This window comes from Paenibacillus sp. EC2-1 (genome assembly GCF_049311625.1).
Lineage (GTDB): Bacteria > Bacillota > Bacilli > Paenibacillales > Paenibacillaceae > Paenibacillus_AQ.
This window is the reverse complement of sequence record NZ_CP186006.1, coordinates 4,827,956-4,852,500: the sequence shown is the minus strand read 5'-3', so window position 1 is coordinate 4,852,500 and position 24,545 is coordinate 4,827,956. Positions and strand designations below refer to the sequence as shown.

Genomic DNA, 24,545 nt, shown 5'->3' with positions numbered 1-24,545 from the left:
TAAGGCGAGAAGCTGTAGCCGTAGCGAAAGCGAGTCTGAATAGGGCGATTTAGTATGTGGACGTAGACCCGAAACCGTGTGATCTACCCCTGTCCAGGATGAAGGTGCGGTAACACGCACTGGAGGTCCGAACCCACGTATGTTGAAAAATGCGGGGATGAGGTGGGGGTAGCGGAGAAATTCCAATCGAACTCGGAGATAGCTGGTTCTCCCCGAAATAGCTTTAGGGCTAGCCTCGGAATGAAGAGTCGTGGAGGTAGAGCACTGATTGGGTGCGGGGCCCGCAAGGGTTACCAAGCTCAGTCAAACTCCGAATGCCATAGACTTATATCCGGGAGTCAGACAGTGAGTGCTAAGATCCATTGTCAAAAGGGAAACAGCCCAGACCATCAGCTAAGGTCCCCAAGTGTGTGTTAAGTGGGAAAGGATGTGGAGTTGCACAGACAACCAGGATGTTGGCTTAGAAGCAGCCACCATTTAAAGAGTGCGTAATAGCTCACTGGTCGAGTGACTCTGCGCCGAAAATGTAACGGGGCTAAACACACCACCGAAGCTATGGCTTGATACATTCGTATCAGGGGTAGGGGAGCGTTGTATGTAGGTTGAAGGTGTACCGTAAGGAGCGCTGGACAGCATACAAGTGAGAATGCCGGTATGAGTAACGAAAAGATCAGTGAGAATCTGATCCGCCGAAAGCCCAAGGTTTCCTGAGGAAGGTTCGTCCGCTCAGGGTAAGTCGGGACCTAAGGTGAGGCCGAAAGGCGTAATCGAAGGACAACAGGTTGAAATTCCTGTACCACCGTAAACCGTTATGAACGATGGGGTGACGCAGGAGGGTAGTGACGCGGACTGATGGATGTCCGTCCAAGCAGTGAGGCTGATGTGTAGGCAAATCCGCACATCGTTAAGGCTAGGCTGTGATGGGGAGTGAAAATTATAGTAGCGAAGGTCATGATCTCACACTGCCAAGAAAAGCCTCTAGTCAGGTGAAGGTGCCCGTACCGCAAACCGACACAGGTAGGCGAGAAGAGAATTCTAAGGCGCGCGGAAGAACTCTCGTTAAGGAACTCGGCAAAATGACCCCGTAACTTCGGGAGAAGGGGTGCCCCGGTAGTGTGAATAGCACGAGGGGGCCGCAGTGAAAAGGCCCAAGCGACTGTTTAACAAAAACACAGGTCTGTGCGAAGCCGTAAGGCGAAGTATACGGGCTGACGCCTGCCCGGTGCTGGAAGGTTAAGGGGAGTGGTTAGGGAGCAATCCCGAAGCTATGAACCGAAGCCCCAGTAAACGGCGGCCGTAACTATAACGGTCCTAAGGTAGCGAAATTCCTTGTCAGGTAAATTCTGACCCGCACGAATGGCGTAACGATTTGGGCGCTGTCTCAACGAGAGATCCGGTGAAATTTTAATACCTGTGAAGATGCAGGTTACCCGCGACAAGACGGAAAGACCCCATGGAGCTTTACTGCAGCTTGATATTGGATTTGGGTACGATCTGTACAGGATAGGTGGGAGCCTAAGAAACAGGAGCGCAAGCTTCTGTGGAGGCGCCGTTGGGATACCACCCTGATCGTATCTAGGTTCTAACCTAGTACCGTAAACCGGTGCGGGGACAGTGTCTGGTGGGCAGTTTGACTGGGGCGGTCGCCTCCTAAAGAGTAACGGAGGCGCCCCAAGGTTCCCTCAGAATGGTTGGAAATCATTCGAAGAGTGCAAAGGCATAAGGGAGCTTGACTGCGAGACCTACAAGTCGAGCAGGGACGAAAGTCGGGCTTAGTGATCCGGTGGTACCGCATGGAAGGGCCATCGCTCAACGGATAAAAGCTACCCTGGGGATAACAGGCTTATCTCCCCCAAGAGTCCACATCGACGGGGAGGTTTGGCACCTCGATGTCGGCTCATCGCATCCTGGGGCTGAAGTAGGTCCCAAGGGTTGGGCTGTTCGCCCATTAAAGCGGTACGCGAGCTGGGTTCAGAACGTCGTGAGACAGTTCGGTCCCTATCTGTCGTGGGCGTAGGAAATTTGAGAGGAGCTGTCCTTAGTACGAGAGGACCGGGATGGACATACCGCTGGTGCACCAGTTGTTCCGCCAGGAGCATGGCTGGGTAGCTACGTATGGACGGGATAAGCGCTGAAAGCATCTAAGCGTGAAGCCCCCCTCAAGATGAGATTTCCCAATTAGTAAGACCCCTTGAAGACGACGAGGTAGATAGGTTGGAGGTGGAAGTGCAGCAATGCATGGAGCTGACCAATACTAATCGGTCGAGGGCTTATCCTACAAGTTTTCTGGAAGAAAACTAGCTTCGGAAGCGATACGCTTTGCATCGGAGCAAGACTTTCAGAAACAATGCAAATTCGCAAATTCAAGTTTCGTATCTAGTTTTCAAGTGATCAAACACTTGAACCGTTTGGTGGCGATAGCGGAAGGGTTCCACGCGTACCCATCCCGAACACGACCGTTAAGCCTTCCAGCGCCGATGGTACTTGGACCGAAGGGTCCCGGGAGAGTAGGACGTCGCCAAGCACAATGAAAGCCATTGTTGATTACTCAACAATGGCTTTTTTTATTTGTTTATTGAACATCTTCTGAAATATTCCTATGCAAAGCCTCCTTTAACTGGAGGCAGTTGCTTATAAATGTCTTTATCTCTGACGATATCGATGATTTTATTGATGAGTGAAGTCATTTGCTGCCCATCTTTACTCTTATCGCATTCCGACCATTCGTAATGAAGAACTCGATTACCAGAATAAACAGTCAGGTCGTACGCGATATGTGGTTTTTTGTTACAGGATGTAGTTAATTGTTTTTCTTCCATGTAGTTGGCAAGCACCATATTCTTATATATGGACTGACGTTCTTCTGAACTGAATTGGAAATCAGAGACTTCTACGGTTTCGCCGTTCTGTAGATCTTTAGTCAACGTCTTCTTTAGTGTATTGATCTGATTGCCTAAATGCACTCCATACTTCAAAACAAAATCAAAGGAGTCTATCTCCTTCACATCATAAGGAATCTTAAGTATCTCGATATCGTCTTCCTTACCGTTACATCCTGTGAGTACATATTCTAAGTAGGTATCTTCTTCGTTTCTTTGTAGCCCGTCACAGGTGAACTTGGAAACCATCGGTGTGCCGTAATCGTCCTGTGTGTTGTCATACTTCATTTGAATCTGATTGCCGTGATACTTTAATACATAAAAAATGGGATCACCTTCAATTGTATAATGTACGACCTGCAGGTTTTCTCTATTTTTTTCTATAAAAGCGTTTAGATTATCAATGTTCTTTATATCTCCGTGTCTATTGATGACATCCTCTTCTTCATTAACCTCAGGACCAGAACATCCAGTCAGAATAAATAGCAGTATTAGAATAGAGTGAACAAGCCCCTGGATACGCAATTTATACATATACAAACCTCCTTTCGATATATTATGTATCACTGTCCCTATAGACGATAACAATTGGATTAAAGTTACAGTTTAAAAATTAAGGTCAAATTAATTTAACAAAATAAATAGCCACTGATGCATCTCTGTAAAAGCATTCCTGACTCTTATAGAAGATTACTCTACAAAAGACTTTTAACAGTTTTCCTTCTGAGCCAAGGGAACTGTATTAATTCAGGGTGCTTAATTGCACCAGTTCTCAATAATAGACCTCCATGTATGAAAAAAACATCTCGCCACACTTTACAATAACACTATCCTAGTGTACTATTTAACTATAACACTAACACAAAGGAAGTGTAGCAATGAGTTTAAACAAAGATAAGCCAAATTCAGTGGTTCTAAGTGCAGATCATATCACTAAGACAATCGGTGCTAAGAACATCGTAGATAATTTATCTTTTGATATACATCAAGGTGAAATTGTTGGTCTTCTAGGACCGAACGGAGCAGGGAAGACGACAACCATACGAATGATTGTTGGCCTTATCAAAATGTCTCAAGGGGATGTCATTGTGCGTGGGCACAGTGTTAGACATCAGTTTGTGAAAGCGATACGTCATATCGGTGGGATTATCGAAAATCCAGAGTTTTATCCGTATATGAGTGGATACGATAATCTGAAGCAGTATCAGCGGATGTCTGAAGGAATTAAAGAATCAAGAATTCATGAGGTCATTAAGCTGGTGGGATTACAAGATGCCATTCACAAGAAAGTTCGGGCCTATTCCCTAGGAATGCGGCAAAGACTTGGTATTGCCCAAGCACTTCTTCATGAGCCATCAATTCTTATCCTGGATGAGCCAACGAACGGATTGGATCCAGCAGGTATTCGGGAAATGCGGGATTACTTGAAGCTGATTGCCAGAGAAGAAGGGATCGCCATTCTGGTCTCAAGTCACTTGTTATCTGAAATGGAGCTTATGTGCAGCAGAGTGATCGTGATACAGGAAGGTAAGCTAATAACGGAGCGTCCGATCGGCAGTGAGCCGCAGAGTGATCTCGTTACCGTTAACTTCCGAGTCAGTAGTACACAGGATGTTCTGGAAGCAGTACACACACTGGATGAGGTTAGAGTGATTGGTGTTGAGCCGAATCGAAGTGAAGTCACCCTCCAGTTGAAAGATGCAAATATACCTCAGATCATCAAGATTCTAGGTAATGCAGAAGTGTCGATATACCGGATTGAGGAAACTAAGCAATCACTGGAAGAAGAATTTTTGAAATGGACAGGAGGCAATCGGATTGCGTAGCTTTGGAAATCTTGTTACAAATGAATGGTTGAAGATGTTCAAAAAGAAAAGCTTTTTTATTCCTTATGTTTTAGTGGCTGCGATGATTATTTTTGTAGCTTATATGTTAAAGTCGTTCTCTGGTGGAGCTGCTGGTACAGGATATGAATTTGCCAAAATGGTTGTTGCTTCTAAAGGGATGGGGCAAGTATTAACGATGCTAGCAATCGTTGTGACCGCTGGATCGGTAGCTAAGGAACATAGCTTTGGAACAATTAAGCTTCTGCTGATTCGTGCACAAAGCCGAACCAAGATTCTTGCGTCGAAGTATGTCGTTATCTTGCTATATATTATTTCACTTATTGCATTTGCGCTTGTTGTCGGGCTTACCACTGGCACATTGATGTTCGGTACAGGTGAAGGATCAGCGAATATACAGGATGTGTTTATAGCAGCAGGATATGGTTTCGTATATACCCTCATGTATGTCTCATTCACATTCGCTGTTGGGATTGTAACGAGGTCAACTGGACCGGCGATTGGGATTGGGATGTTCATGGTTGTTATTGAAAGTCTAGTAACTCAATTGCTTGCAGGGTACTCATGGGCGAAGTACTTACCATTCTTGAACGTAGATCTCTCGATTTATAATGATGGTTTAGGTTCCTTGCTTCCCGGCATGTCGCTGACGTTCTCTGCCATCGTACTTGCTGTATATCTCCTCTTGTTTCTTGTCACGGGCTTTGTTACGTTTAAAAAACGGGATGTCGCTTGATGAACTGAAAACAACTAATTAGAGGAGAGCGGCGGAAAGGAGCAAAACCGATAGTGAGCATAGAATTTGACAATAATCTGCCGATCTATTTACAAATTATGAATTATTTAAAAAGAGAAATCGTAAGAGGAGGGCTAAAGCCCGGCGATAAGATTCCATCCGTCCGGGAACTGGCAGCCGACCTTCAGATTAACCCCAATACGGTGCAACGCACCTTTCAGGAACTAGAACGAGAAGGTATTGTTGAGACTAGACGCGGATTGGGCAGATACGTGACGAGTGAGGGATCTAAGATCATGACGATAAAAAAAGAAATGGCCAGTGAGCTGCTGGAGCATTTTATCCGTGGTATGCAGGAACTGGGCTTTAAAGAGCAAGATATTATGTCTATTGTGTCTGAGGCTGTTAAGGAAGACGTTAATCAGGAATCTAGATAGGGAAGGAGGAGAATTTAAATGGAGAGCCTAATTCAATTTCATAATGTATCTAAGAATTACGGTGGCAAAATAGCATTACACAATGTAACTATCGACATTACTGAGGGTAAAATTATCGGTCTACTTGGAACGAATGGCAGTGGTAAGAGTACGATGATGAAAATTGCGGCAGGACTTGTTCATCCTTCAGCCGGAAAAGTGACTATTAAGGGTAAACCCGTTGGATTGGAGACGAAATCGTTGGTTTCTTTCATGCCAGATCGTCCGCTCACAGAATCATGGATGAAAGTATCTGATGCGATCAAGTTTTTTCAGGACTTCTATTCTGATTTTGATGTAGAGAAGGCACATAATATGTTGAAATTTATGAACTTAAATTTAAACGATAAGATTAGCTCATTATCCAAAGGAATGAATGAACGACTCCAGCTGACACTTGCACTTTCACGCAATGCTTACGTGTATATGCTGGATGAGCCAATTGGAGGCGTTGACCCTGTCGCACGTGGCAAAATCCTTAATGCGATTGTGGAGTTCTATAATGAGAACAGCAGTATCATCATATCAACACATCTCGTGAGAGACATTGAGCGGATTTTTGATGAAGTGGTCTTTATACGGAGCGGTGAGATCGTTATGCACGAGGAAGTAGAGAATATTCGTCTAGAGCATGGTAAAAGCATTGATGAAATGTTCAAAGAGGTGTTCGCAGAATGATGAAACTGTTGAAATACGACTGGAAACGAAATTCGAATGTAATTCTTGGTCTTATGACCGTTCTGTTGATCTCAGAAACACTGTTTACATCGATCGGTTATACACGTGGATGGGAATTATGGCTCTTGGTGCTCTTGAGCATGCTAGCTTATGGTATAGTGAGTACGATCCTGCTGGTAATTATCTGCAGAACATTTGATCAGAATATTAAGTTATATAATCGCCGCCTCTTACCCATTCGATCTATATGGACTATCGTATCGTCGTTAATACAGGCCTGGATCAGTACAGTGATTGTTATGATATTGGTGATTATTCACTTATGGATATTCTGGAACATTGGAAGCCTAGGCAAAATAATAAACCTCCCCCGTTTAATTACTTCGGATTATGTATTAATGGCATTGGGTGGTGGTTGGAAATATACATTTGTTATGATCACTATCTTTTTCTCGATCGTAGTAGCCCGTGCAATTCGCAAGCAGTGGGGATTATGGTTCAGCATCGTGCTCTTTTTTATCATTCAAAATGTAATACAGTGGATGGAGTACAAAATCTTCACTTCAGATAGTGGATGGGTGGGTCAAACATTCTCCATTCGAATTGAAGAGGGGGGGACTGGAACTCCAATTACCAATGAGACTTTTCAAATCCCATGGGGACCGTTTATATTTGAAATACTTCTCGCCGGAGTACTTATATATGCTATGGTTAAATTGATCGATCGTAAGGTGGAAGTATAATACCCATCATCATATGTAAGACCTCGCTAGAATAATGGCGGGGTCTTTTTATTTTGGTAGATGGAGTGGTATGCGGAATATTTTCACTTTTTAACGGTTAGACTGAAAGAGAAGCCCCCTTGGCAAAATAAAAAATTGTGTTATAATAAATTTAAAGTCAAAGAAAGTCAAAGTCAGCAATAAAGGATTCAATGAAGCGCCAAGTTGGTTAAAATTAAAGTATCGGCAAGACTCTGTGAGGACGTGTAAGATCAATACGGCTTAGCGTTTCAAGCAGTGGAGGATGAATAATCATGCGTAATATCTCTGATATTATCGAACAATATTTGAAGGGTATTTTGCAAGAAAGCTCGGAGGGAACGATTGAGATCCAGCGTAATGACCTTGCGGAGAAATTCTCATGCGTCCCTTCCCAGATTAATTATGTCATTAGTACCCGTTTTACATTAGAGAAAGGGTACTTGGTGGAAAGTAAACGTGGCGGAGGAGGCTATATACGTATTCAACGTATTGAGTTGCCGAAGCATACAGCTCTTCACCATCACTTGCATCACTCTATAGGAAATCTCATTGATCAGACAGTAGCAGAGGGGCTGATTTACCAGCTCGAAGAATCGCGGTTTTTGACGATGCGTGAAGCTTGCCTCATGCGGGCAGCAATCTCAAGGGAATGTCTGAACGTTAAACTTCCTTATCGAGATGAGCTTCGTGCGAGAATTATGAAGGCGATGCTTGTTTCTTTGTTGGGTAAATGAGTCTTTGTTAAAAGGAGGGTCATGAATATGGTGTGTCAAGAATGCGGTAAACGGCCGGCGACGCTCCATTTCACCAAGATTGTAAACGGAGAGAAGACGGAATTCCATTTCTGTGAAACTTGTGCCCGTGAAAAAGGGGAATTGATCCCTGGGACGTCGAATGGTTTCTCTATTCACAGTCTTTTGTCAGGTCTGCTTGATCTCGATCCTACGGGAAAAGGTCAAACTCAGGGTTCTAGGGGGCCTCAAGCACCCCGTTGTGAGGAATGCGGTATGACCTATTCACAATTCAGCAAGCTTGGCCGTTTTGGCTGTAGCTCTTGTTACAAATATTTCTCTGATCGCTTGGATCCACTTTTCAAAAGGGTTCACGGTAATACCACACATGTAGGTAAGATCCCCAAACGAAGTGGTGGTAAGATCCAAGTGAAACGTAAAATTGATGAGCTTAAGAAGGAACTGCAGTATAAAATCCTTCAAGAGGAGTTTGAAGAAGCTGCTGAAATCCGTGATCAGATCCGTGAGCTCGAGAAGAGTATGGCTTAAGTCTATGGACTACAATACTGCACTTGAAGCGAGCATTTTGCAAAATGCTGAAGGTAGGAGGAATGCGTGATGTCGAATCTTCGGTTTACCGAACAAGCGCTGAGCGAATGGATGCGCGGAAACGGTCAGGATTCTGATATAGTCATCAGCACCCGGGTTCGGGTGGCGCGCAATTTGCAGCATCTTCCTTTTCCGCTGCTTGCGACAGGCGAGCAGTCGGGAGAAGTGCTTGAGCGCCTGACAGGTGTTTTAAAGGATCAGGAAGAATTACAAGATCTGGGTCCTTTTCATACCATTCGTTTAGATGAGATTGATGGATTGGATAAGAGAGTGTTGGTTGAGAAGCGACTCATTAGTCCAAGTCTCGCTGATGAATCGAGAAATGGAGCGGTGATACTTACGGAAGATGAATCGGTAAGTATCATGATTAATGAAGAGGATCACTTACGAATCCAGTGCTTGTATCCGGGCTTCCAAGTGCATGAGGCTTGGGAGAGAGCGACGAAGCTAGATGATTTGTTCGAAGCCAAAGTTGATTATGCTTTTGACGACAAAAGAGGGTATCTTACAAGCTGCCCTACAAATGTCGGAACAGGGCTTCGTGCTTCTGTCATGATGCATCTGCCTGCGCTTGTGATGACTCAGCAGATCAACCGCATTTTGTCAGCTGTCTCTCAGGTGGGACTGACGGTACGTGGCATCTATGGTGAGGGCAGTGAGGCTGTAGGGAATTTATTTCAGATTTCCAATCAGATTACACTAGGGCAGACTGAGTCTGAAATTATAGAGAATCTGCACAGTGTCGCAATGCAAATCATAGAACATGAGAAGAATGCTCGTGAGCGATTAATTAGCGAATCGAAACTTCGGATTACCGATCGCGTGATGCGATCATACGGTATATTATCTTATGCTGAGGTTATGGAGTCGAAAGAAGCAGCTCAGCGATTATCTGATGTAAGGCTTGGCGTTGATCTCGGCCTACTTAATGGTCCACCAAGTTCAGTTATGAATGAACTTAATGTCATGACCCAGCCGGGTTTTTTACAGAAAAGATTTGGTGAAACAATGAATCACAATGAACGTGATGTATACCGTGCAAAACTCATTCGTGAAACGCTTAGTAAGGAACAATGAAACATATCATAGATGGGAATTTTGCAAAAATCGAAGAAGCGGTTTAAAATCAACGGTATAAAGATTGGTAAGATTTATCACCAACTATATAGTGCATTCTAGAACGTTTTAAAAGTCGATTTTTCATTATTCCGAGAAATAAAACAATCATTCGTGGAGGTGCAATACTATGATGTTTGGCAGATTTACGGAACGTGCGCAAAAAGTGCTTGCATTAGCTCAAGAAGAAGCTGTGCGTTTGGGGCACAACAACATAGGCACAGAACATATCCTGCTGGGACTCATCCGTGAAGGAGACGGCATTGCCGCTAAAGCGCTGATTGGTCTTGGCTTAGGGCTTGAGAAGATACAGGATGAAGTAGAAACATTAATCGGTCGCGGACAAGAGCAACCGACGAATATCGCATATACCCCAAGAGCAAAGAAAGTAATTGAACTCTCAATGGATGAAGCCCGTAAGCTTGGCCATACGTATGTTGGCACAGAGCATATTTTGCTAGGTCTGATTCGGGAGGGTGAAGGTGTTGCAGCGAGAGTACTGAACAATCTGGGTATTAGCTTGAACAAAGCTCGCCAGCAGGTTCTTCAACTACTTGGAAGCAGCGAAGCGGTATCAAGTCATCATGGTCAGCCGCAAAATGTAAACACTCCAACGCTGGACAGTCTTGCCCGTGATCTGACTGCGATTGCAAAAGAAGGCAATCTTGATCCGGTCATTGGTCGAAGCAAAGAGATCGAGCGAGTTATTCAGGTGCTTAGTCGTCGTACGAAGAACAATCCGGTTCTGATCGGTGAGCCTGGTGTAGGTAAGACGGCAATTGCTGAAGGTCTTGCTCAAAAGATTATCAATAACGAAATCCCAGAAACACTTCGTGATAAGCGAGTAATGACGCTGGATATGGGATCGGTTGTTGCAGGAACAAAGTATCGTGGTGAGTTTGAGGATCGCCTGAAGAAGATCATGGATGAAATTCGTCAAGCGGGAAATATCATTCTGTTTATTGATGAGCTTCATACTTTGATCGGTGCTGGCGGTGCTGAAGGAGCTATTGATGCTTCTAATATCTTGAAGCCGTCTCTTGCACGGGGCGAGTTGCAATGTATCGGAGCTACTACGCTGGATGAATATCGTAAATACATCGAGAAGGATGCAGCTCTGGAGCGCCGGTTCCAACCAATTACGGTGGATCAGCCTTCTCCAGAGGAAGCTATTCAGATCTTGTATGGATTGCGTGATCGTTATGAAGCCCATCACCGGGTGAAGATTACCGACGAGGCGATTGAACAGGCTGTAAAATTGTCTGACCGTTATATTACGGATCGCTTCTTACCGGATAAAGCGATTGATCTAATTGATGAAGCGGGTTCTAAGGTAAGACTTCATACGTATACAATTCCGCCGAACCTGAAGGATCAAGAATCTCATCTGGAGGATATCCGTAAGGAGAAAGACGCGGCTGTTCAGAGTCAGGAATTTGAGAAAGCAGCGGCATTACGGGATACCGAACAGAAGCTAAGAGAAGAGCTTGAAATCACGAAGAATCAATGGAAAGAAAAGCAAGGTCGGACTGATTCTGAGGTTACTCCAGAAGATATCGCAGACGTGGTTGCGAACTGGACTGGTATCCCTGTGAATAAACTCAGAGAGGAAGAAACCGAACGCCTGCTCAACATGGAAGAGCTACTTCATAACCGTGTTATTGGTCAGGATGAAGCAGTTAAGGCGGTAAGCCGGGCAGTTCGCCGGGCACGTGCTGGACTTAAAGATCCAAAACGTCCGATGGGCTCGTTCATTTTCCTTGGACCAACAGGTGTAGGTAAGACCGAACTAGCAAGAGCATTGGCTGAATCGATGTTTGGTGATGAGAATGCTGTAGTTCGTATCGATATGTCGGAATACATGGAGAAACACTCCACATCCCGTCTCGTCGGGGCGCCTCCAGGATATGTTGGATACGAAGAAGGTGGGCAGCTCACTGAGAAAGTTCGCCGTAAGCCATACTCTGTCGTTCTTCTCGATGAGATCGAGAAAGCGCACCCGGAAGTATTTAATATCCTGCTTCAAGTATTGGAAGATGGACGTCTTACTGACTCCAAAGGCCGGGTTGTTGACTTCCGTAACACGCTGATCATTCTGACTTCCAACGTGGGGGCAGAAGCGATTAAACGTAACTCTACATTAGGATTTACAGCTGCAAGCGATGCTGGTAGAGATTACAACAATATGAAGGATAAAGTGATGGATGAGTTGAAGAAGAGCTTCCGTCCTGAGTTCCTGAACCGAATTGACGAAATTATCGTATTCCACTCTCTTGAAGAGAAGCATATCGCGGAGATTGTAACGTTGATGTCTGATGAGCTTCGCAAGCGTCTGCGTGAATTCGAAGTAGAATTCGAATTGACGGATAAAGCGAAAGCATTCCTTGCGAAGGAAGGATATGACCCGGCTTTCGGGGCTCGTCCGCTTCGTAGAGCTATTCAGAAGCACATTGAAGACCGCTTATCTGAGGAACTCTTGAAAGGAAATGTCACGAAGGGCGATGAGTTGCTTATCGACGAGGAGAACGGTGAATTAACCGTCAAGAAGACGAAGCAATCTGCAACGGCTAAATCAGAATAAATAAGATTTTATAGAGTGCCCCGCTGGTTTACTTCCTGCGGGGTCTCTTTTTATAAAGTTATCCCATGAAAAGGTGTGACTTTTAGGGGTAAACTTTTTGATTATTCTTTACGATGAATTAGAATAAATGGTAAACTTTGATTAATGCCTGATTTTGCAGGGTTTTGACGAATATAGGCAAAGGATGCGCATCATAAAGGAGAGGTCATGGCAAAAACAAAAACAAAATTTTTCTGTACTGATTGTGGTTATGAATCACCGAAATGGTACGGGAAATGTCCCGGCTGTCAAGCCTGGAATTCAATGGTGGAAGAAACAGAGACAGTCATCAAGACACAGGGGATGAATTCTCCTCTTTTTCATAGTAAAGAAAAGCCCGTTTCGATCATAAATATAGAAAGTGGTAAGGAACCGAGGATCGAGACCGGTATTGCTGAATTAAACCGTGTGCTTGGTGGGGGGCTTGTCCCTGGTTCACTTGTGCTGGTAGGCGGCGATCCCGGAATTGGGAAGTCAACTCTGCTGCTCCAAACGTCTAATCAATTGGCAAGAAACGGACTTCGAGTATTGTACATTTCCGGCGAAGAATCGGTGCGTCAGACCAAGCTACGTGCAGACCGTCTTGGTGCACTGTCATCAGAGCTATTCGTCCTGTGTGAAACGAATCTGGAGACAATTGAAGAAGCGATCGAGAACGTGCAGCCTCAATTTGTTGTAATTGACTCGATCCAGACGGTTTATCAGCCTGATGTATCCAGTGCGCCTGGAAGTGTTGCTCAAGTTCGTGAGTGTACAACAAGGTTTATGCGTCTGGCTAAGGTCAAAGGGATTGCTACCGTGCTTGTAGGGCATGTGACGAAGGAAGGCGCCATAGCTGGTCCAAGATTGCTTGAGCACATGGTAGACTGTGTATTATATTTTGAAGGGGAACGACATCATACGTATCGACTTCTTCGGGCGGTGAAGAACCGCTTTGGATCGACGAATGAAATTGGTATTTTTGAGATGGGAGAAGAAGGCTTACGTGAAGTCGGTAATCCCTCAGAGTTGTTCCTGTCAGAACGTCCACTAGGAGTTGCTGGTTCAACGGTAGTGGCCAGCATGGAAGGCACAAGACCCGTATTGGTCGAACTTCAAGCTCTCATCTCTTCAACGCACTTCCCTTCACCGCGAAGAATGGGGACTGGTGTCGATCATCACCGAATGAACTTAATTATAGCTGTGCTGGAAAAACGGATGGGAATGTTCTTACAAAACCAAGATGCATATTTGAATGTTGCCGGTGGGGTTAAACTAGATGAGCCTGCGGTGGATTTAGCAATAGCCGTTAGTATCGCATCAAGCTTCCGGGATATGGCGACCAAGCCGTATGATGTTTTCTTTGGAGAGGTTGGTTTAACAGGTGAAGTCCGTGCCGTTTCAAGAGCGGAGCAACGAGTGAAGGAAGCAGAAAAGCTTGGATTCAAAAGAGTGATTATGCCTGAGAAAAGCCTAAAGGGCTGGAAGCATCCAAAAGGCATACAAATTATTGGAGTCAATACCGTGGCAGATGCACTAGCGGTTGCGTTAGATTAGGGGGCATACTAAAGTGAAAGAAACGAGCCAACTGGACAAAATGAATGATCTGCTGAAGCTAGTGGCGCCGGGGACGCCATTCAGAGATGGGCTTGAGAATGTACTGCGGGCTAAGACCGGCGCGCTGCTCGTCGTCGGTTACAGTCCTGAAGTGATGGAGGTCGTCGATGGTGGCTTCTCCATCAATTGCGACTTCTCACCTAACTATCTGTATGAGCTTGCGAAGATGGATGGGGCTATTATTTTAAGTGAAGATCTTAAGCGGATTTTATATGCCAACACGCAGCTTATCCCGGATTCTTCGATCTCCTCTTCTGAGACGGGAATTAGGCACCGGACTGCAGAGCGGGTGGCAAAACAAACCGGGAAATTGGTTGTTTCCATCTCACAGCGTCGAAATATTATTACATTGTATCAAGGGTCATTACGATATGCCCTGAAGGAAATTGGCGTTATTTTAACTAAAGCCAACCAAGCTATTCAGACTCTCGAAAGATATGGCGTGGTTCTTAATCAGTCATTAACAAATCTTTCCGCTTCTGAGTTTGAAGAACTGGTCACCATTCCTGAGATCGTAAATGTTATTCAGCGTGTGGAGATGGTGCTACGCATTAAGAAAGAGATTAAGCGCTACATCAATGAGCTGGGGAATGAAGGTCGTCTGATTAGTATGCAGATGGATGAGCTTGTTAGTAACATTGAAGAAGAAGCTTGGTTGCTTTACTCTGATTACGCTCGTGAGTATAGTGAAGATAAGATCCGTGAGATTATTCTGTCTCTGAAGCGTCTGACAGATGACGAGCTTCTCGATATTCATCATATTATTAAAATTTTAGGATATCCTTCCTCGGCAGCCGCTTCTGAAGAAGAGATCATGCCACGTGGGTATCGTATTCTAAACAAAATCCCACGTCTCCCCAATGTTATCATCCGTAACTTAGTGGATCGGTTTGAAGATTTACCAAGTATCATGGCCGCGACAATTGACGAATTGGATGAAGTTGATGGCATCGGTGAGGTTCGTGCGCGTACTATTAAGGATGGATTGAAGAGATTGCAAGAGCAAGTATTCATTGACAGACAAATGTAAATCTCATACAATCGATGAATGTGATGTAAAATTTAACGAGGTGAATATACAAATGACGAAGTCAATTCCGAACATGTTTACTCTAGGTAACCTGTTTCTCGGAATGATTGGCATTATCTTGGCGACGAATGGTAAGACCAGTATGGCCGCCATCATGATAATTATTGCCATGCTTCTCGACGGTTTGGATGGCCGCGTTGCTCGTGCACTGAATGCGCAGAGTGAATTCGGTAAAGAGCTTGATTCTTTATCTGATGTGATCTCTTTTGGTGTTGCGCCTGCGCTTATCATGTACACGGTTGCTCTGTCGGATATGAACAATGCATTTGCGTGGACAGTCACAGCCATCTTCCCGATGTGCGGTGCTCTGCGTTTGGCTCGATTTAACGTTCGTCCTGGAATTCCTGGGTATTTTATCGGCTTGCCAATTCCAGCAGCTGGTGGTGTACTTGCAACGCTGGCTCTGTTTCATGAAGAGATTACAGCTCCTTATATGATCATTGCAATGTTACTGCTTTCTTATCTCATGATCAGCGGTGTCAAGTATCCAAACTTCAAGAAAATCGGGCTTCCGAGAAAAGCGATCAAATATACTCCCCTAGTGATTATTGCTGCGGTTATGGTGGCTGTGTTCCTTCCAGAACAAACCTCCAAGTTGATTTTTGTTCCGCTTGTTATCTATGCGGGTTACGGTTTGAAACAGAATTTCCGTAAACTTAGCCGTAAACATCGTGAAGAAGATCGTAAATCGGATGAGGCCTATCATTCCTCAGATCGTTAATGAATACACAGAGTGATGCAGACTCTTATGATATCGAGAATGTTTCGGTTTAGTAGAAAAGTGGCCCAAGAATGGGCCGCTTTTTTTATATGGTACGGTAATTCATCTATAAAAAAAGCATTTAAATCACTGCTAAAGAGCAGAGATCTAAATGCTTTTTTTTGTTATATAGTTGGTAAAATCCTGAATTCACAAAATCCTCAAGATAATCAAGACAAGTTAAACAGGCCTAGAGTTGAGCACTTCTGAGACTCTTTAATAACCACTTCATCTAGCTGAATATCCAGCAGATTAGCCATCGCAGACATATAGAACAAATTACGGCCTAGTTCAGAACTAATGGCTTCGCGACAATTCTCACACAACTGGCCATCAACATGAGTACCTGCGAGTTCTTTGGCCTGTTCGAGATCTGCACCCATATCGAAGGTTTGCTTCGTGGCGTGAAGTTCGATACAACCGCATTCCGTAATAGCTTTGGTTACAGCACGATTAACGGAAGCATTGCTTTGACCGGTTTTGGACAGGACATCCAAAAGACTGCGGTGACGTAGCAACAATTCGGAAACTTGATCCTGAAAAGCCTGTAAGCTAGGAGCGCTCATGATTATTATCCACCTCGATATCGATATTATGAATTGTGTTCATTATATTCCAGCCGTTTAGGGAATTTCAACCGATAACAGAGTACTGGAGAGGCTAGATTGGTTGATATTCTCGTACATACAGCTTAACACACACTCTCTTGAATGCATCCCATTTTTTCTTTTCTTCCAAAAAATTATTCTTACTGGCTTTAATTTTAGAAAAATAACTTTATCACGATTACGGCTTGGAAAATTGGACCATACTGGAAATTATACAATGAATAATTTTAATAAGGAGGTGCGGGAACCCATGTTAAAAAAAGCTATCTTAGCATTTACAGTACTGTGTGGAGCATGGTGCGGGTATACGTTATATCATATGGTGGAAAGGTCGTTCCCCGAACTATTCTCGGTTTTCGGTCAAGGTGTTTTTGCTGGAGGAAGCAGCGTCTCTGCACTGCTTGGAGGACTGCTATTCGGTATGATTGCTATGCTTGTAGCTGACAGATTTGACGGCAGGCTACAAAATGTCATTTCCTCTTTCTCACGTATACCGATGACAGATCTAGCAGCAGGCACAATAGGACTACTTGGAGGTTTGCTGCTATCTCTGTTGTTATCGCCTAGTCTTACATGGCTTGGGCAAGCGGGACGCTTGCTTCAGGTTGGCATTACGCTGCTTGGGGGATATGTGGGTCTACGTATTGGGCTCGAAAAGAAGGAGGAGCTTGCTTCACTCTGGATGTCAGGGAAATGGAGCCAAGCTAACGAGCCGGAAGGACGAGGAATTGAAGAGCATAAGATATTGGATACCAGTGTGATTATTGACGGCCGAATTGCTGATATTTGCAAAACAGGATTTATTGAAGGAACGATTGTCATTCCTGAATTTGTGCTTGAAGAATTGCAACATATCGCTGATTCCTCGGACCTGCTAAAGCGTAATCGTGGACGACGAGGACTGGATATTTTGAATAAAATTCAAAAAGAGTTGGATGTAAAAGTACTTATTTATGAAGGAGACTTCGAGGAGATTTCAGAGGTGGACAGCAAGCTGGTTAAGTTGGCGAAAGTACTTCAGGGAAAAGTTGTTACTAACGATTTTAATCTGAACAAAGTATGTGAGCTACAAGGGGTCTCTGTACTCAACATCAACGATTTAGCCAATGCGGTCAAACCAGTCGTGCTGCCAGGAGAAGAAATCTTGGTACAGATCATCAAGGATGGGAAGGAACACGGTCAGGGTGTAGCCTATCTGGATGACGGTACGATGATCGTAGTGGAAGGTGGAAGAGAATATATAGGGGCGATGATGGAAGTACTCGTTACGAGTGTACTGCAGACTTCAGCGGGCCGAATGATCTTTGCTAAACCGAAACTGTTGGAAAAAGCCCAGTAAACGGGGTATGATGGAGTATGTACATATCCGTTCCCGGCTGTAGCGATAGGTACAGTTGTTGGGTAGAGACAGGAGTTTTGGTATGAGTAAGAGCTTTGGTGTTGTCATCGTGGCAGCAGGAAAAGGTTCACGAATGGGGACCAGAGAGAGCAAGCAGTTCTTGCAGATCGAAGGTAGACCAATCGTTGTGCATACGATGGATATTTTTAACCAAGTGCCGTGGTTGCAGGAGATCATTCTGGTCACCGGACGTGATGATGTCAGTCGTTGTAAGGCGTGGGTGAAGGAATATAGCTTGGACAAGGTATCGGCAGTTATCCCAGGCGGAAGTGAGCGTCAGGAGTCCGTTTACCAAGGTATCAAGCAAATGAATACAGAATGGGTAATGATACATGATGGCGTTAGACCGTTTGTTACCCGTGAGGAGATCGATAACTGCCGGGATGTCGCACTTCGGGAAGGTGCTGCAGTTCTCGGCGTTCCTGTAAAGGATACGATCAAACAGGTGAACGAACAGGGGCTGATTACAGCTACTCCTGATCGTCATAGTCTGTGGGCTGTTCAAACCCCACAGGCTTTTCGTCTTTGTGACTTGCTGGCAGCCCATGAGTCCGCAGAGCGAGAGGGATACTCTGGGACTGATGACGCGATGCTGCTGGAAAGAGCAGGTCTACCTGTGGCAATTGCGGAAGGCAAATATACAAACATTAAGATTACAACGCCAGAAGACTTGGAGTATGCCGCATTTTTAAAATATAAGAAAGTATAAGCTAGGGGCTTATACTTTCTTATATTTCTTGTAGAATGGTTGCGAACTGTACTAAATAAAGCCGTTTCTACTTGAAGAAATCTTAAAGGAGAGATACAAAGATGATACGAGTAGGTCAAGGATTTGATGTACATCAGCTCGTGGAGGGAAGGCCGTGCATTATTGGCGGTGTTACCATTCCGTACGAAAAAGGTCTGGTAGGGCACTCTGATGCTGACGTGCTTCTTCATGCGATTACAGATGCTATTCTTGGTGCTCTGGGTCTCGGAGACATTGGTCGTCACTTTCCAGATACAGATCCGTTGTTTAAGGATGCAGACAGCCTGAAACTTTTGGAGCAAGTGTGGGAGATGGCGAAAGAAAAAGGTTACCGTCTTGGTAATGTGGATAGTACCATCATTGCTCAAAAACCAAAGATGGCGCCGCATATTCCGGAGATGACTAAGATTATCGCGAAGGCACTTGAAGCAGACGAAGCACAAGTGAATGTTAAGGCAACAACAACGGAGCAATTAGGTTTTACAGGTCGGGGCGAAGGGATCGCTGCTCAATCTATTGTATGCCTTGTTCAAGGTATGCTATCATCTTGAAAGAATCTTTGAGAGAAGCAAAACGGAGGGGTTAGAAATGACCGAAGAAGTCCGTGTGCGCTATGCACCGAGTCCAACGGGACATTTACATATCGGCAATGCCAGAACGGCATTATTTAATTATTTGTATGCACGCAAACACAATGGTAAATTTATTATCCGCATCGAAGATACAGATGTGAAGCGCAATGTAGCAGGTGGAGAAGAAAGTCAGTTGAAGTATCTGAAGTGGCTTGGCATGGAATGGGATGAAAGTGTGGATGTTGGGGGCGAGTACGGCCCTTATCGTCAGACAGAGCGCCTCGATATTTACCGTGAATATTGGCAGGATCTTTTGGACCGCGGACTTGCTTATCGGTGCTACTGTACAGAAGAAGAGCTGGAGAAGGAGCGGGAGGAACAGACTGCACGTGGGGAAACCCCGCGCTATTCTGGTAAACACCGTGATTTGACAGAAGAACAGCGTCAAGCTTTTGAAGCAGAAGGCCGGGTTGCTAGCATTCGTTTCCGGGTTCCGGAAGATAAAGTGTATACTTTTGATGATATGGTTAAAGGTACGATCTCCTTCAACACGAAGGAAACTGGTGATTTTGTTATTGTTAAGAAAGATGGTATTCCGACATACAACTTTGCGGTTGCTATTGATGATAACCTGATGAAAATTACCCACGTACTGCGTGGTGAAGACCATATCTCCAATACACCTCGTCAGCTTATGATTTATGAAGCGCTTGGTATGGAGCCTCCACGTTTTGGTCATATGACCTTGATCGTTGGAGAGAACCATAAAAAATTGAGCAAACGTGATGAATCGATCATTCAGTTTATCGAGCAGTATGATCAGCTTGGTTATTTGCCGGAAGCTTTGTTCAATTTCATCGCTCTGCTCGGTTGGTCTCCAGAGGGAGAGGAAGAAATTTTCTCTAAAGAACAGCTGATTGAAGTCTTTGATTCGAATCGCCTTTCGAAGAGTCCGGCAGTATTTGATACGAATAAGCTTGCTTATTTGAATAATACCTACATCAAGCAGGCAGATCCGAACCGTATTGCAGATTTGGCGATTCCACATCTTCAGCGCGCTTCACGTTTACCAGCAGACCTGTCACCAGAGCAGGATGCTTGGGCTCGTGCGTTGGTCGCTCTTTATCAAGAGCAGATGACTTCGGCTTCGGAGATTGTTGAGCTGTCTGCAATGTTCTTCCGTACTCACCTTGAGTTGGATGAGGAAGCTACGGCTATTCTTTCTGAAGAACAGGTTCCAACAGTCCTTTCTGCATTCCTAGCAAAATTGGAAGGCTCTGAGGAGTTTACAGCAGCCAAGATTGCAGCTTTGATTAAAGAAGTACAGAAGGAAACGGGTTTCAAAGGTAAAGGACTCTTTATGCCGATCCGAGTAGCTCTTACAGGGCAAACCCATGGTCGTGACTTGAATCAGACGATTTGGCTACTAGGCAAAGACCGTGTGCTTGATCGTTTGCGTTCTCAGATCAAAGGCGCTTAGCAGAGTTCAGACCTCTGTCTGATATTTTCTTGTCAGGAAACGGTCTTTTGGGTAATATATAAGAAAGTACAAATTGAAAAGCTAGGATCAGGAGAAGTACGTGTAATGTAAGGCACGATCCAGAGAGGGTAACCGGAAGAGGACAAGGTCACTTGATTCTTCCAGGCTGTGAGTTATCCCGTTGCCGAAAGCGGAAATGCGCCTGTGAGCTGTATGGTTGAAGCGGTCATTTACCGTTAGATCATGCCGGCTGTCGCCGTTAAAGACTTGAAGTTGAACCGTGCTATCCGTCCCTAAGCCGTGGGAGGAGTTTGCCGGTTTTAAGCAGAGTGGAACCGCGTGTTTGACGCCTCTGCAGCGAGAGCTGCAGGGGCGTTTTTTATTATTGTAATGGATCTATGATGGGGCGAACTGGGGAGGGGGATCGTTCATGTTCAAGCAAATGAAGTCGGATATACGGACTGTGTTCGAGAATGATCCGGCTGCCCGAGGACTTTTTGAAGTTGTGTTTACGTATTCGGGCCTACATGCTTTGTGGGCTCACCGAATTGCCCATGCTTTGTTTAAAAGGCGTTGGTACTCTTTAGCCCGCATTATTTCACAGTTTAGCCGGTTTATGACCGGCATCGAAATACATCCAGGAGCTCGGATCGGGAAGCGACTTTTTATTGATCATGGTATGGGTGTTGTTATTGGTGAGACATGTGAAATTGGTGATGATGTTGTTATCTACCAAGGTGTAACGCTTGGGGGTACAGGTAAAGAAAAAGGCAAGCGTCACCCTACTATCGGTAGTAATGTAGTCGTTGGGTCGGGGGCTAAAGTTCTTGGATCTTTCACCATTGGTGAGAATAGCAACATTGGTTCTAATGCGGTGGTGCTTCGAGAAGTTCCTCCGAATAGCACCGTTGTTGGTAATCCGGGGAAAGTGGTCAAACAGAACGGTGAGCGTGTTCGTGACCGTCTTGATCATACGAATCTCCCCGATCCGATCGTTGATACACTGCGCAGTATGCAGAAGGAAATTGATGAACTGCGCAAAGAATTGACAACACAGAAAGAGCAACTAGCGAGCCCAGAGTTGAATCGCTCAGATGTTCCCATGCATAGAGATTTACAAAAGCGATAAGAGAAAGGATCGTGACCATACAAATGGCACTTCAAATTTATAACACGTTAACCCGTATGAAGGAGACATTTACCGCACAGGAGCCGGGTAAAGTAAGTATGTACGTGTGTGGCCCGACTGTTTACGACTATATTCATATCGGAAATGCACGTCCAATGATCTTTTTCGATGTGGTACGTACTTATTTTGAACAACAAGGTAATCAGGTCAATTATGTCGTTAACTTTACGGATGTAGATGACAAAATGATCCGTAAAGCAGAACAGACTGGAACCACGGTTCCAGAAGTGGCTGATCGATTTATCTCGGCTTATTTTGAGGATCTAGATGGACTCGGCATTCCTCGTGCCACAATGAATCCACGTGTTACTGAGAACATGGATGATATTATTGAATTCATTCGTGAACTCATAGATAGAGATTTTGCATATGAGAATGGTGGCGATGTCTTCTATCGCACTCGTAAGTTTGATGATTATGGAAAGCTCTCACAGCAGAAACTCGATGAGCTTCAGTTCGGTATCCGAATTGAAGTCGATCAGCGTAAGGAGAATCCAGAGGACTTCGTCTTATGGAAAGCAGCAAAACCAGGGGAGATATACTGGGAAAGCCCTTGGGGGAACGGACGTCCGGGTTGGCATATCGAATGCTCTGCGATGGCTCGTCGCTACCTTGGGGATACATTAGACATTCACGGCGGTGGACAGGATCTGCAGTTTCCACATCATGAGTGTGAGGTAGCACAGTCCGAGGCATTAACAGGTAAACCTCTTGCGAATTATTGGATGCACAACGGTTACATCCGTATAAATAATGAGAAGATGTCTAAATCCCTTGGAAATGGGGTATTAGTTAAGGATCTGCGTGCACAGTATACAAAAGAGGCTGTCCGTTATTTTATGCTATCGACTCATTATCGCAATCCACTCAATTTCAGTGATGAAGTGATGGATCAAGCGCAGAATAGTATTGATCGTATTGCGAATGCAGCTGGTAATGTCCGTCATCGCCTTGAAACGGCAGTAGGAGCACCGGGAGGTAAGGCAGGAACAGAAGTTGACGCTAAAATGGATGATGTTCTTGCTGAATTCCATAGCAAAATGCAAGATGATTTCAATACACCGGATGCAATTACGGCTATGTTCCAGTGGGCAACGGAAGCGAATCATATTCTTCAAAAGGCATCTGTACCAGCAGAAGACCTTCAGAAGGTTCTGTCTGCTTTCGAAGAAATGAACGGTGTATTGCGAATTGTAGATTCGTCAGCGGAGGAACTTCTTGATGAAGAAATCGAGCGTTTGATCGCTGAGCGAGTAGAGGCCCGCAGTAATAAGGACTGGGCACGTGCTGATGAGATTCGTGATCGTTTATCGGCAGAAGGTATCTTGCTTGAGGATACAGCGCAAGGTATGCGCTGGCGGCGCAAATGAGCGGTTTAGATCCTAAGGAAATGGGAGGGAGTTGGTTTCCGTTCCCTCCTTCCAAACCCGTCCGTCTTATACCGCCTATTGTACTTGCTTACATTGGAGACTCAATTTATGAAATTGCGGTCCGTCAGTATTTAATATCGCTGCAGAATCTTCGTCCTCACCATTTACACCGTACGGCAACAAGTTTTGTCTCTGCGAAAGCACAGAGCCGCATTCTTGCATTCCTTGATCCGGTACTGACGGAGGAGGAGCGGGATGTGGTACGCCAAGGTCGTAACGCTAAATCAGGCAGTATTCCAAAGAATGCTGATGTTTTGGAGTATCGACACGCGACGGCATTTGAGTGTCTGGTAGGCTATCTATATTACGCTGGGCATCATGAACGACTTCAGGAATTAATAAAGCAATCTATCGAGTTTATAGCAGATCCAGCTGAATAATAGCAGTGGATGGAGATAGAATAAAACTTAACCGCTAAGGCGTAATGAAGAATTACGGTTTAGCAGGTATCGCAGGAGGAAGAAAGACATGCAAGAAGAAGAAGTAATCGCCGGTAAACATTCCGTAACAGAGGCGCTCCGTTCCGGACGCACAATTAATAAAATTTGGATAGCGGATAACGCGCAAAAACATTTGATTATGCCAATTGTTGCTGAGGCCAGAAAGCTCGGCATCGTGATTCAGAATGTCGATAAACGTAAGTTGGATCAACTCGTTCCCGGTGTACAGCATCAAGGTGTTGTTGCTCAGGCTGCACCGCATGCTTATGTAGAGGTGGACGATATTTTAAAGATTGCCGAAGATAAGGGGGAGGCTCCGTTCCTACTTATCCTTGATGAGATTGAGGATCCTCACAATTTAGGATCGATACTCAGAACAGCCGATTGCACGGGTGCACACGGTGTAATTTTGCCCAAACGTCGCTCGGCCCAAATTACAGCAACGGTGTCCAAGACCTCAGCTGGAGCTGTTGAATATGTTCCGGTGGCTAGAGTAACCAACCTTGCACAGACGATAGAGCAGTTGAAAGAAATGGGAGTATGGGTTGTAGGAACGGTTGTTGATGCAACGGAAGATATCTATGACACGAATGTATTTAATGGACCCGTTGCAATCGTAATCGGTAATGAGAGTAAGGGAATGGGCAGATTGATCCGTGAAAAATGCGATGTTCTTGTTAAGCTCCCGATGAATGGTCAGATTAATTCACTGAATGCTTCGGTGGCTGCCGGTGTCGTCATGTATGAAGTACTCCGCCGTCGCCATCTTCAAGGTTAGAT

The 24,545-nt window shown here is 44.8% G+C and carries 22 protein-coding genes and 2 rRNA genes (1 of these 24 cut by a window edge); 22 read left to right on the top strand and 2 right to left on the bottom strand.

Going from position 1 to position 24,545, the window contains the following annotated elements:
• Positions 1 to 2,278, top strand: a 23S ribosomal RNA gene (locus tag ACK8P5_RS22940); it begins 652 nt to the left of the window's first position.
• Between the two features lie 129 nt (positions 2,279 to 2,407).
• Positions 2,408 to 2,524, top strand: a 5S ribosomal RNA gene (gene rrf, locus ACK8P5_RS22935).
• Between the two features lie 73 nt (positions 2,525 to 2,597).
• Here rrf and ACK8P5_RS22930 read toward each other — a convergent pair.
• Positions 2,598 to 3,413 (bottom strand): DUF4362 domain-containing protein, encoded by an 816-nt coding sequence (locus tag ACK8P5_RS22930; RefSeq protein WP_422658492.1) that lies wholly within the window; start codon positions 3,411 to 3,413, stop codon positions 2,598 to 2,600.
• Between the two features lie 344 nt (positions 3,414 to 3,757).
• On the opposite strand from ACK8P5_RS22930, the gene ACK8P5_RS22925 reads away from it, so the two are divergent.
• The 12 genes from ACK8P5_RS22925 to pssA all read left to right on the top strand — a co-directional run bounded on the left by ACK8P5_RS22925 (position 3,758) and on the right by pssA (position 15,860).
• The gene (locus tag ACK8P5_RS22925; RefSeq protein WP_422658491.1) at positions 3,758 to 4,705 is read left to right on the top strand and encodes an ABC transporter ATP-binding protein; all 948 of its coding nucleotides are present in this window, start codon (positions 3,758 to 3,760) and stop codon (positions 4,703 to 4,705) included.
• The gene (locus ACK8P5_RS22920; RefSeq protein ID WP_422658490.1) at positions 4,698 to 5,459 is read left to right on the top strand and encodes a DUF2705 family protein; all 762 of its coding nucleotides are present in this window, start codon (positions 4,698 to 4,700) and stop codon (positions 5,457 to 5,459) included. Before ACK8P5_RS22925 ends, ACK8P5_RS22920 begins: the two co-directional genes overlap by 8 nt.
• A 53-nt stretch (positions 5,460 to 5,512) precedes the next feature.
• Positions 5,513 to 5,896, top strand: coding sequence for a GntR family transcriptional regulator (locus tag ACK8P5_RS22915; protein ID WP_422658489.1), 384 nt, complete (start codon positions 5,513 to 5,515; stop codon positions 5,894 to 5,896).
• 18 nt (positions 5,897 to 5,914) lie between these two features.
• Positions 5,915 to 6,613 (top strand): ABC transporter ATP-binding protein, encoded by a 699-nt coding sequence (locus ACK8P5_RS22910; RefSeq protein ID WP_422658488.1) that lies wholly within the window; start codon positions 5,915 to 5,917, stop codon positions 6,611 to 6,613.
• The gene (locus tag ACK8P5_RS22905; protein WP_422658487.1) at positions 6,610 to 7,356 is read left to right on the top strand and encodes a hypothetical protein; all 747 of its coding nucleotides are present in this window, start codon (positions 6,610 to 6,612) and stop codon (positions 7,354 to 7,356) included. The genes ACK8P5_RS22910 and ACK8P5_RS22905 overlap by 4 nt, the downstream gene beginning before the upstream one ends.
• 293 nt (positions 7,357 to 7,649) lie before the next feature.
• The gene (locus ACK8P5_RS22900) at positions 7,650 to 8,111 is read left to right on the top strand and encodes a CtsR family transcriptional regulator (RefSeq protein ID WP_422658486.1); all 462 of its coding nucleotides are present in this window, start codon (positions 7,650 to 7,652) and stop codon (positions 8,109 to 8,111) included.
• A 27-nt stretch (positions 8,112 to 8,138) separates the two neighbouring features.
• On the top strand, positions 8,139 to 8,657 hold the full coding sequence (locus ACK8P5_RS22895; RefSeq protein WP_422658485.1) for a UvrB/UvrC motif-containing protein: 519 nt from the start codon (positions 8,139 to 8,141) through the stop codon (positions 8,655 to 8,657).
• 69 nt (positions 8,658 to 8,726) lie between these two features.
• Entirely contained in the window at positions 8,727 to 9,794 is a 1,068-nt protein-coding gene (locus tag ACK8P5_RS22890) for a protein arginine kinase (RefSeq protein WP_422658484.1), read from the top strand.
• A 169-nt stretch (positions 9,795 to 9,963) separates the two neighbouring features.
• Positions 9,964 to 12,414: an ATP-dependent protease ATP-binding subunit ClpC gene (clpC, locus tag ACK8P5_RS22885; protein ID WP_422658483.1), complete on the top strand. Its 2,451-nt coding sequence runs from the start codon at positions 9,964 to 9,966 to the stop codon at positions 12,412 to 12,414.
• A 207-nt stretch (positions 12,415 to 12,621) separates the two neighbouring features.
• Positions 12,622 to 13,989, top strand: coding sequence for a DNA repair protein RadA (radA, locus tag ACK8P5_RS22880; RefSeq protein ID WP_422658482.1), 1,368 nt, complete (start codon positions 12,622 to 12,624; stop codon positions 13,987 to 13,989).
• A gap of 13 nt (positions 13,990 to 14,002) precedes the next feature.
• Positions 14,003 to 15,079 (top strand): DNA integrity scanning diadenylate cyclase DisA, encoded by a 1,077-nt coding sequence (disA, locus tag ACK8P5_RS22875; RefSeq protein WP_422658481.1) that lies wholly within the window; start codon positions 14,003 to 14,005, stop codon positions 15,077 to 15,079.
• 52 nt (positions 15,080 to 15,131) lie between these two features.
• Positions 15,132 to 15,860 (top strand): CDP-diacylglycerol--serine O-phosphatidyltransferase, encoded by a 729-nt coding sequence (pssA, locus tag ACK8P5_RS22870; protein ID WP_422658480.1) that lies wholly within the window; start codon positions 15,132 to 15,134, stop codon positions 15,858 to 15,860.
• 209 nt (positions 15,861 to 16,069) lie between these two features.
• On the opposite strand, the gene ACK8P5_RS22865 is transcribed toward pssA, so the two are convergent.
• On the bottom strand, positions 16,070 to 16,465 hold the full coding sequence (locus ACK8P5_RS22865) for a DUF1573 domain-containing protein (RefSeq protein ID WP_422658479.1): 396 nt from the start codon (positions 16,463 to 16,465) through the stop codon (positions 16,070 to 16,072).
• Positions 16,466 to 16,757: 292 nt separating this feature from the next.
• On the opposite strand from ACK8P5_RS22865, the gene ACK8P5_RS22860 reads away from it, so the two are divergent.
• The 8 genes from ACK8P5_RS22860 to rlmB all read left to right on the top strand — a co-directional run bounded on the left by ACK8P5_RS22860 (position 16,758) and on the right by rlmB (position 24,543).
• Positions 16,758 to 17,846, top strand: a complete 1,089-nt coding sequence (locus tag ACK8P5_RS22860) for a PIN/TRAM domain-containing protein (RefSeq protein ID WP_422658478.1) — start codon at positions 16,758 to 16,760, stop codon at positions 17,844 to 17,846.
• A gap of 82 nt (positions 17,847 to 17,928) precedes the next feature.
• Positions 17,929 to 18,615, top strand: a complete 687-nt coding sequence (gene ispD / locus ACK8P5_RS22855) for a 2-C-methyl-D-erythritol 4-phosphate cytidylyltransferase (RefSeq protein WP_422658477.1) — start codon at positions 17,929 to 17,931, stop codon at positions 18,613 to 18,615.
• 101 nt (positions 18,616 to 18,716) lie between these two features.
• A complete protein-coding gene (ispF, locus tag ACK8P5_RS22850; protein WP_422658476.1) occupies positions 18,717 to 19,205 on the top strand; it encodes a 2-C-methyl-D-erythritol 2,4-cyclodiphosphate synthase in 489 nt (162 codons plus the stop codon).
• A 37-nt stretch (positions 19,206 to 19,242) separates the two neighbouring features.
• Positions 19,243 to 20,706 (top strand): glutamate--tRNA ligase, encoded by a 1,464-nt coding sequence (gene gltX, locus ACK8P5_RS22845; protein ID WP_422658475.1) that lies wholly within the window; start codon positions 19,243 to 19,245, stop codon positions 20,704 to 20,706.
• A 430-nt stretch (positions 20,707 to 21,136) separates the two neighbouring features.
• A complete protein-coding gene (gene cysE, locus ACK8P5_RS22840; protein WP_422658474.1) occupies positions 21,137 to 21,835 on the top strand; it encodes a serine O-acetyltransferase in 699 nt (232 codons plus the stop codon).
• A gap of 23 nt (positions 21,836 to 21,858) precedes the next feature.
• Positions 21,859 to 23,265, top strand: a complete 1,407-nt coding sequence (gene cysS / locus ACK8P5_RS22835) for a cysteine--tRNA ligase (protein ID WP_422661554.1) — start codon at positions 21,859 to 21,861, stop codon at positions 23,263 to 23,265.
• Positions 23,262 to 23,705: a Mini-ribonuclease 3 gene (locus ACK8P5_RS22830; protein ID WP_422658473.1), complete on the top strand. Its 444-nt coding sequence runs from the start codon at positions 23,262 to 23,264 to the stop codon at positions 23,703 to 23,705. The genes cysS and ACK8P5_RS22830 overlap by 4 nt, the downstream gene beginning before the upstream one ends.
• A gap of 88 nt (positions 23,706 to 23,793) precedes the next feature.
• Positions 23,794 to 24,543, top strand: coding sequence for a 23S rRNA (guanosine(2251)-2'-O)-methyltransferase RlmB (gene rlmB, locus ACK8P5_RS22825; RefSeq protein ID WP_422658472.1), 750 nt, complete (start codon positions 23,794 to 23,796; stop codon positions 24,541 to 24,543).
• The last annotated feature ends 2 nt before the right edge of the window (positions 24,544 to 24,545 follow it).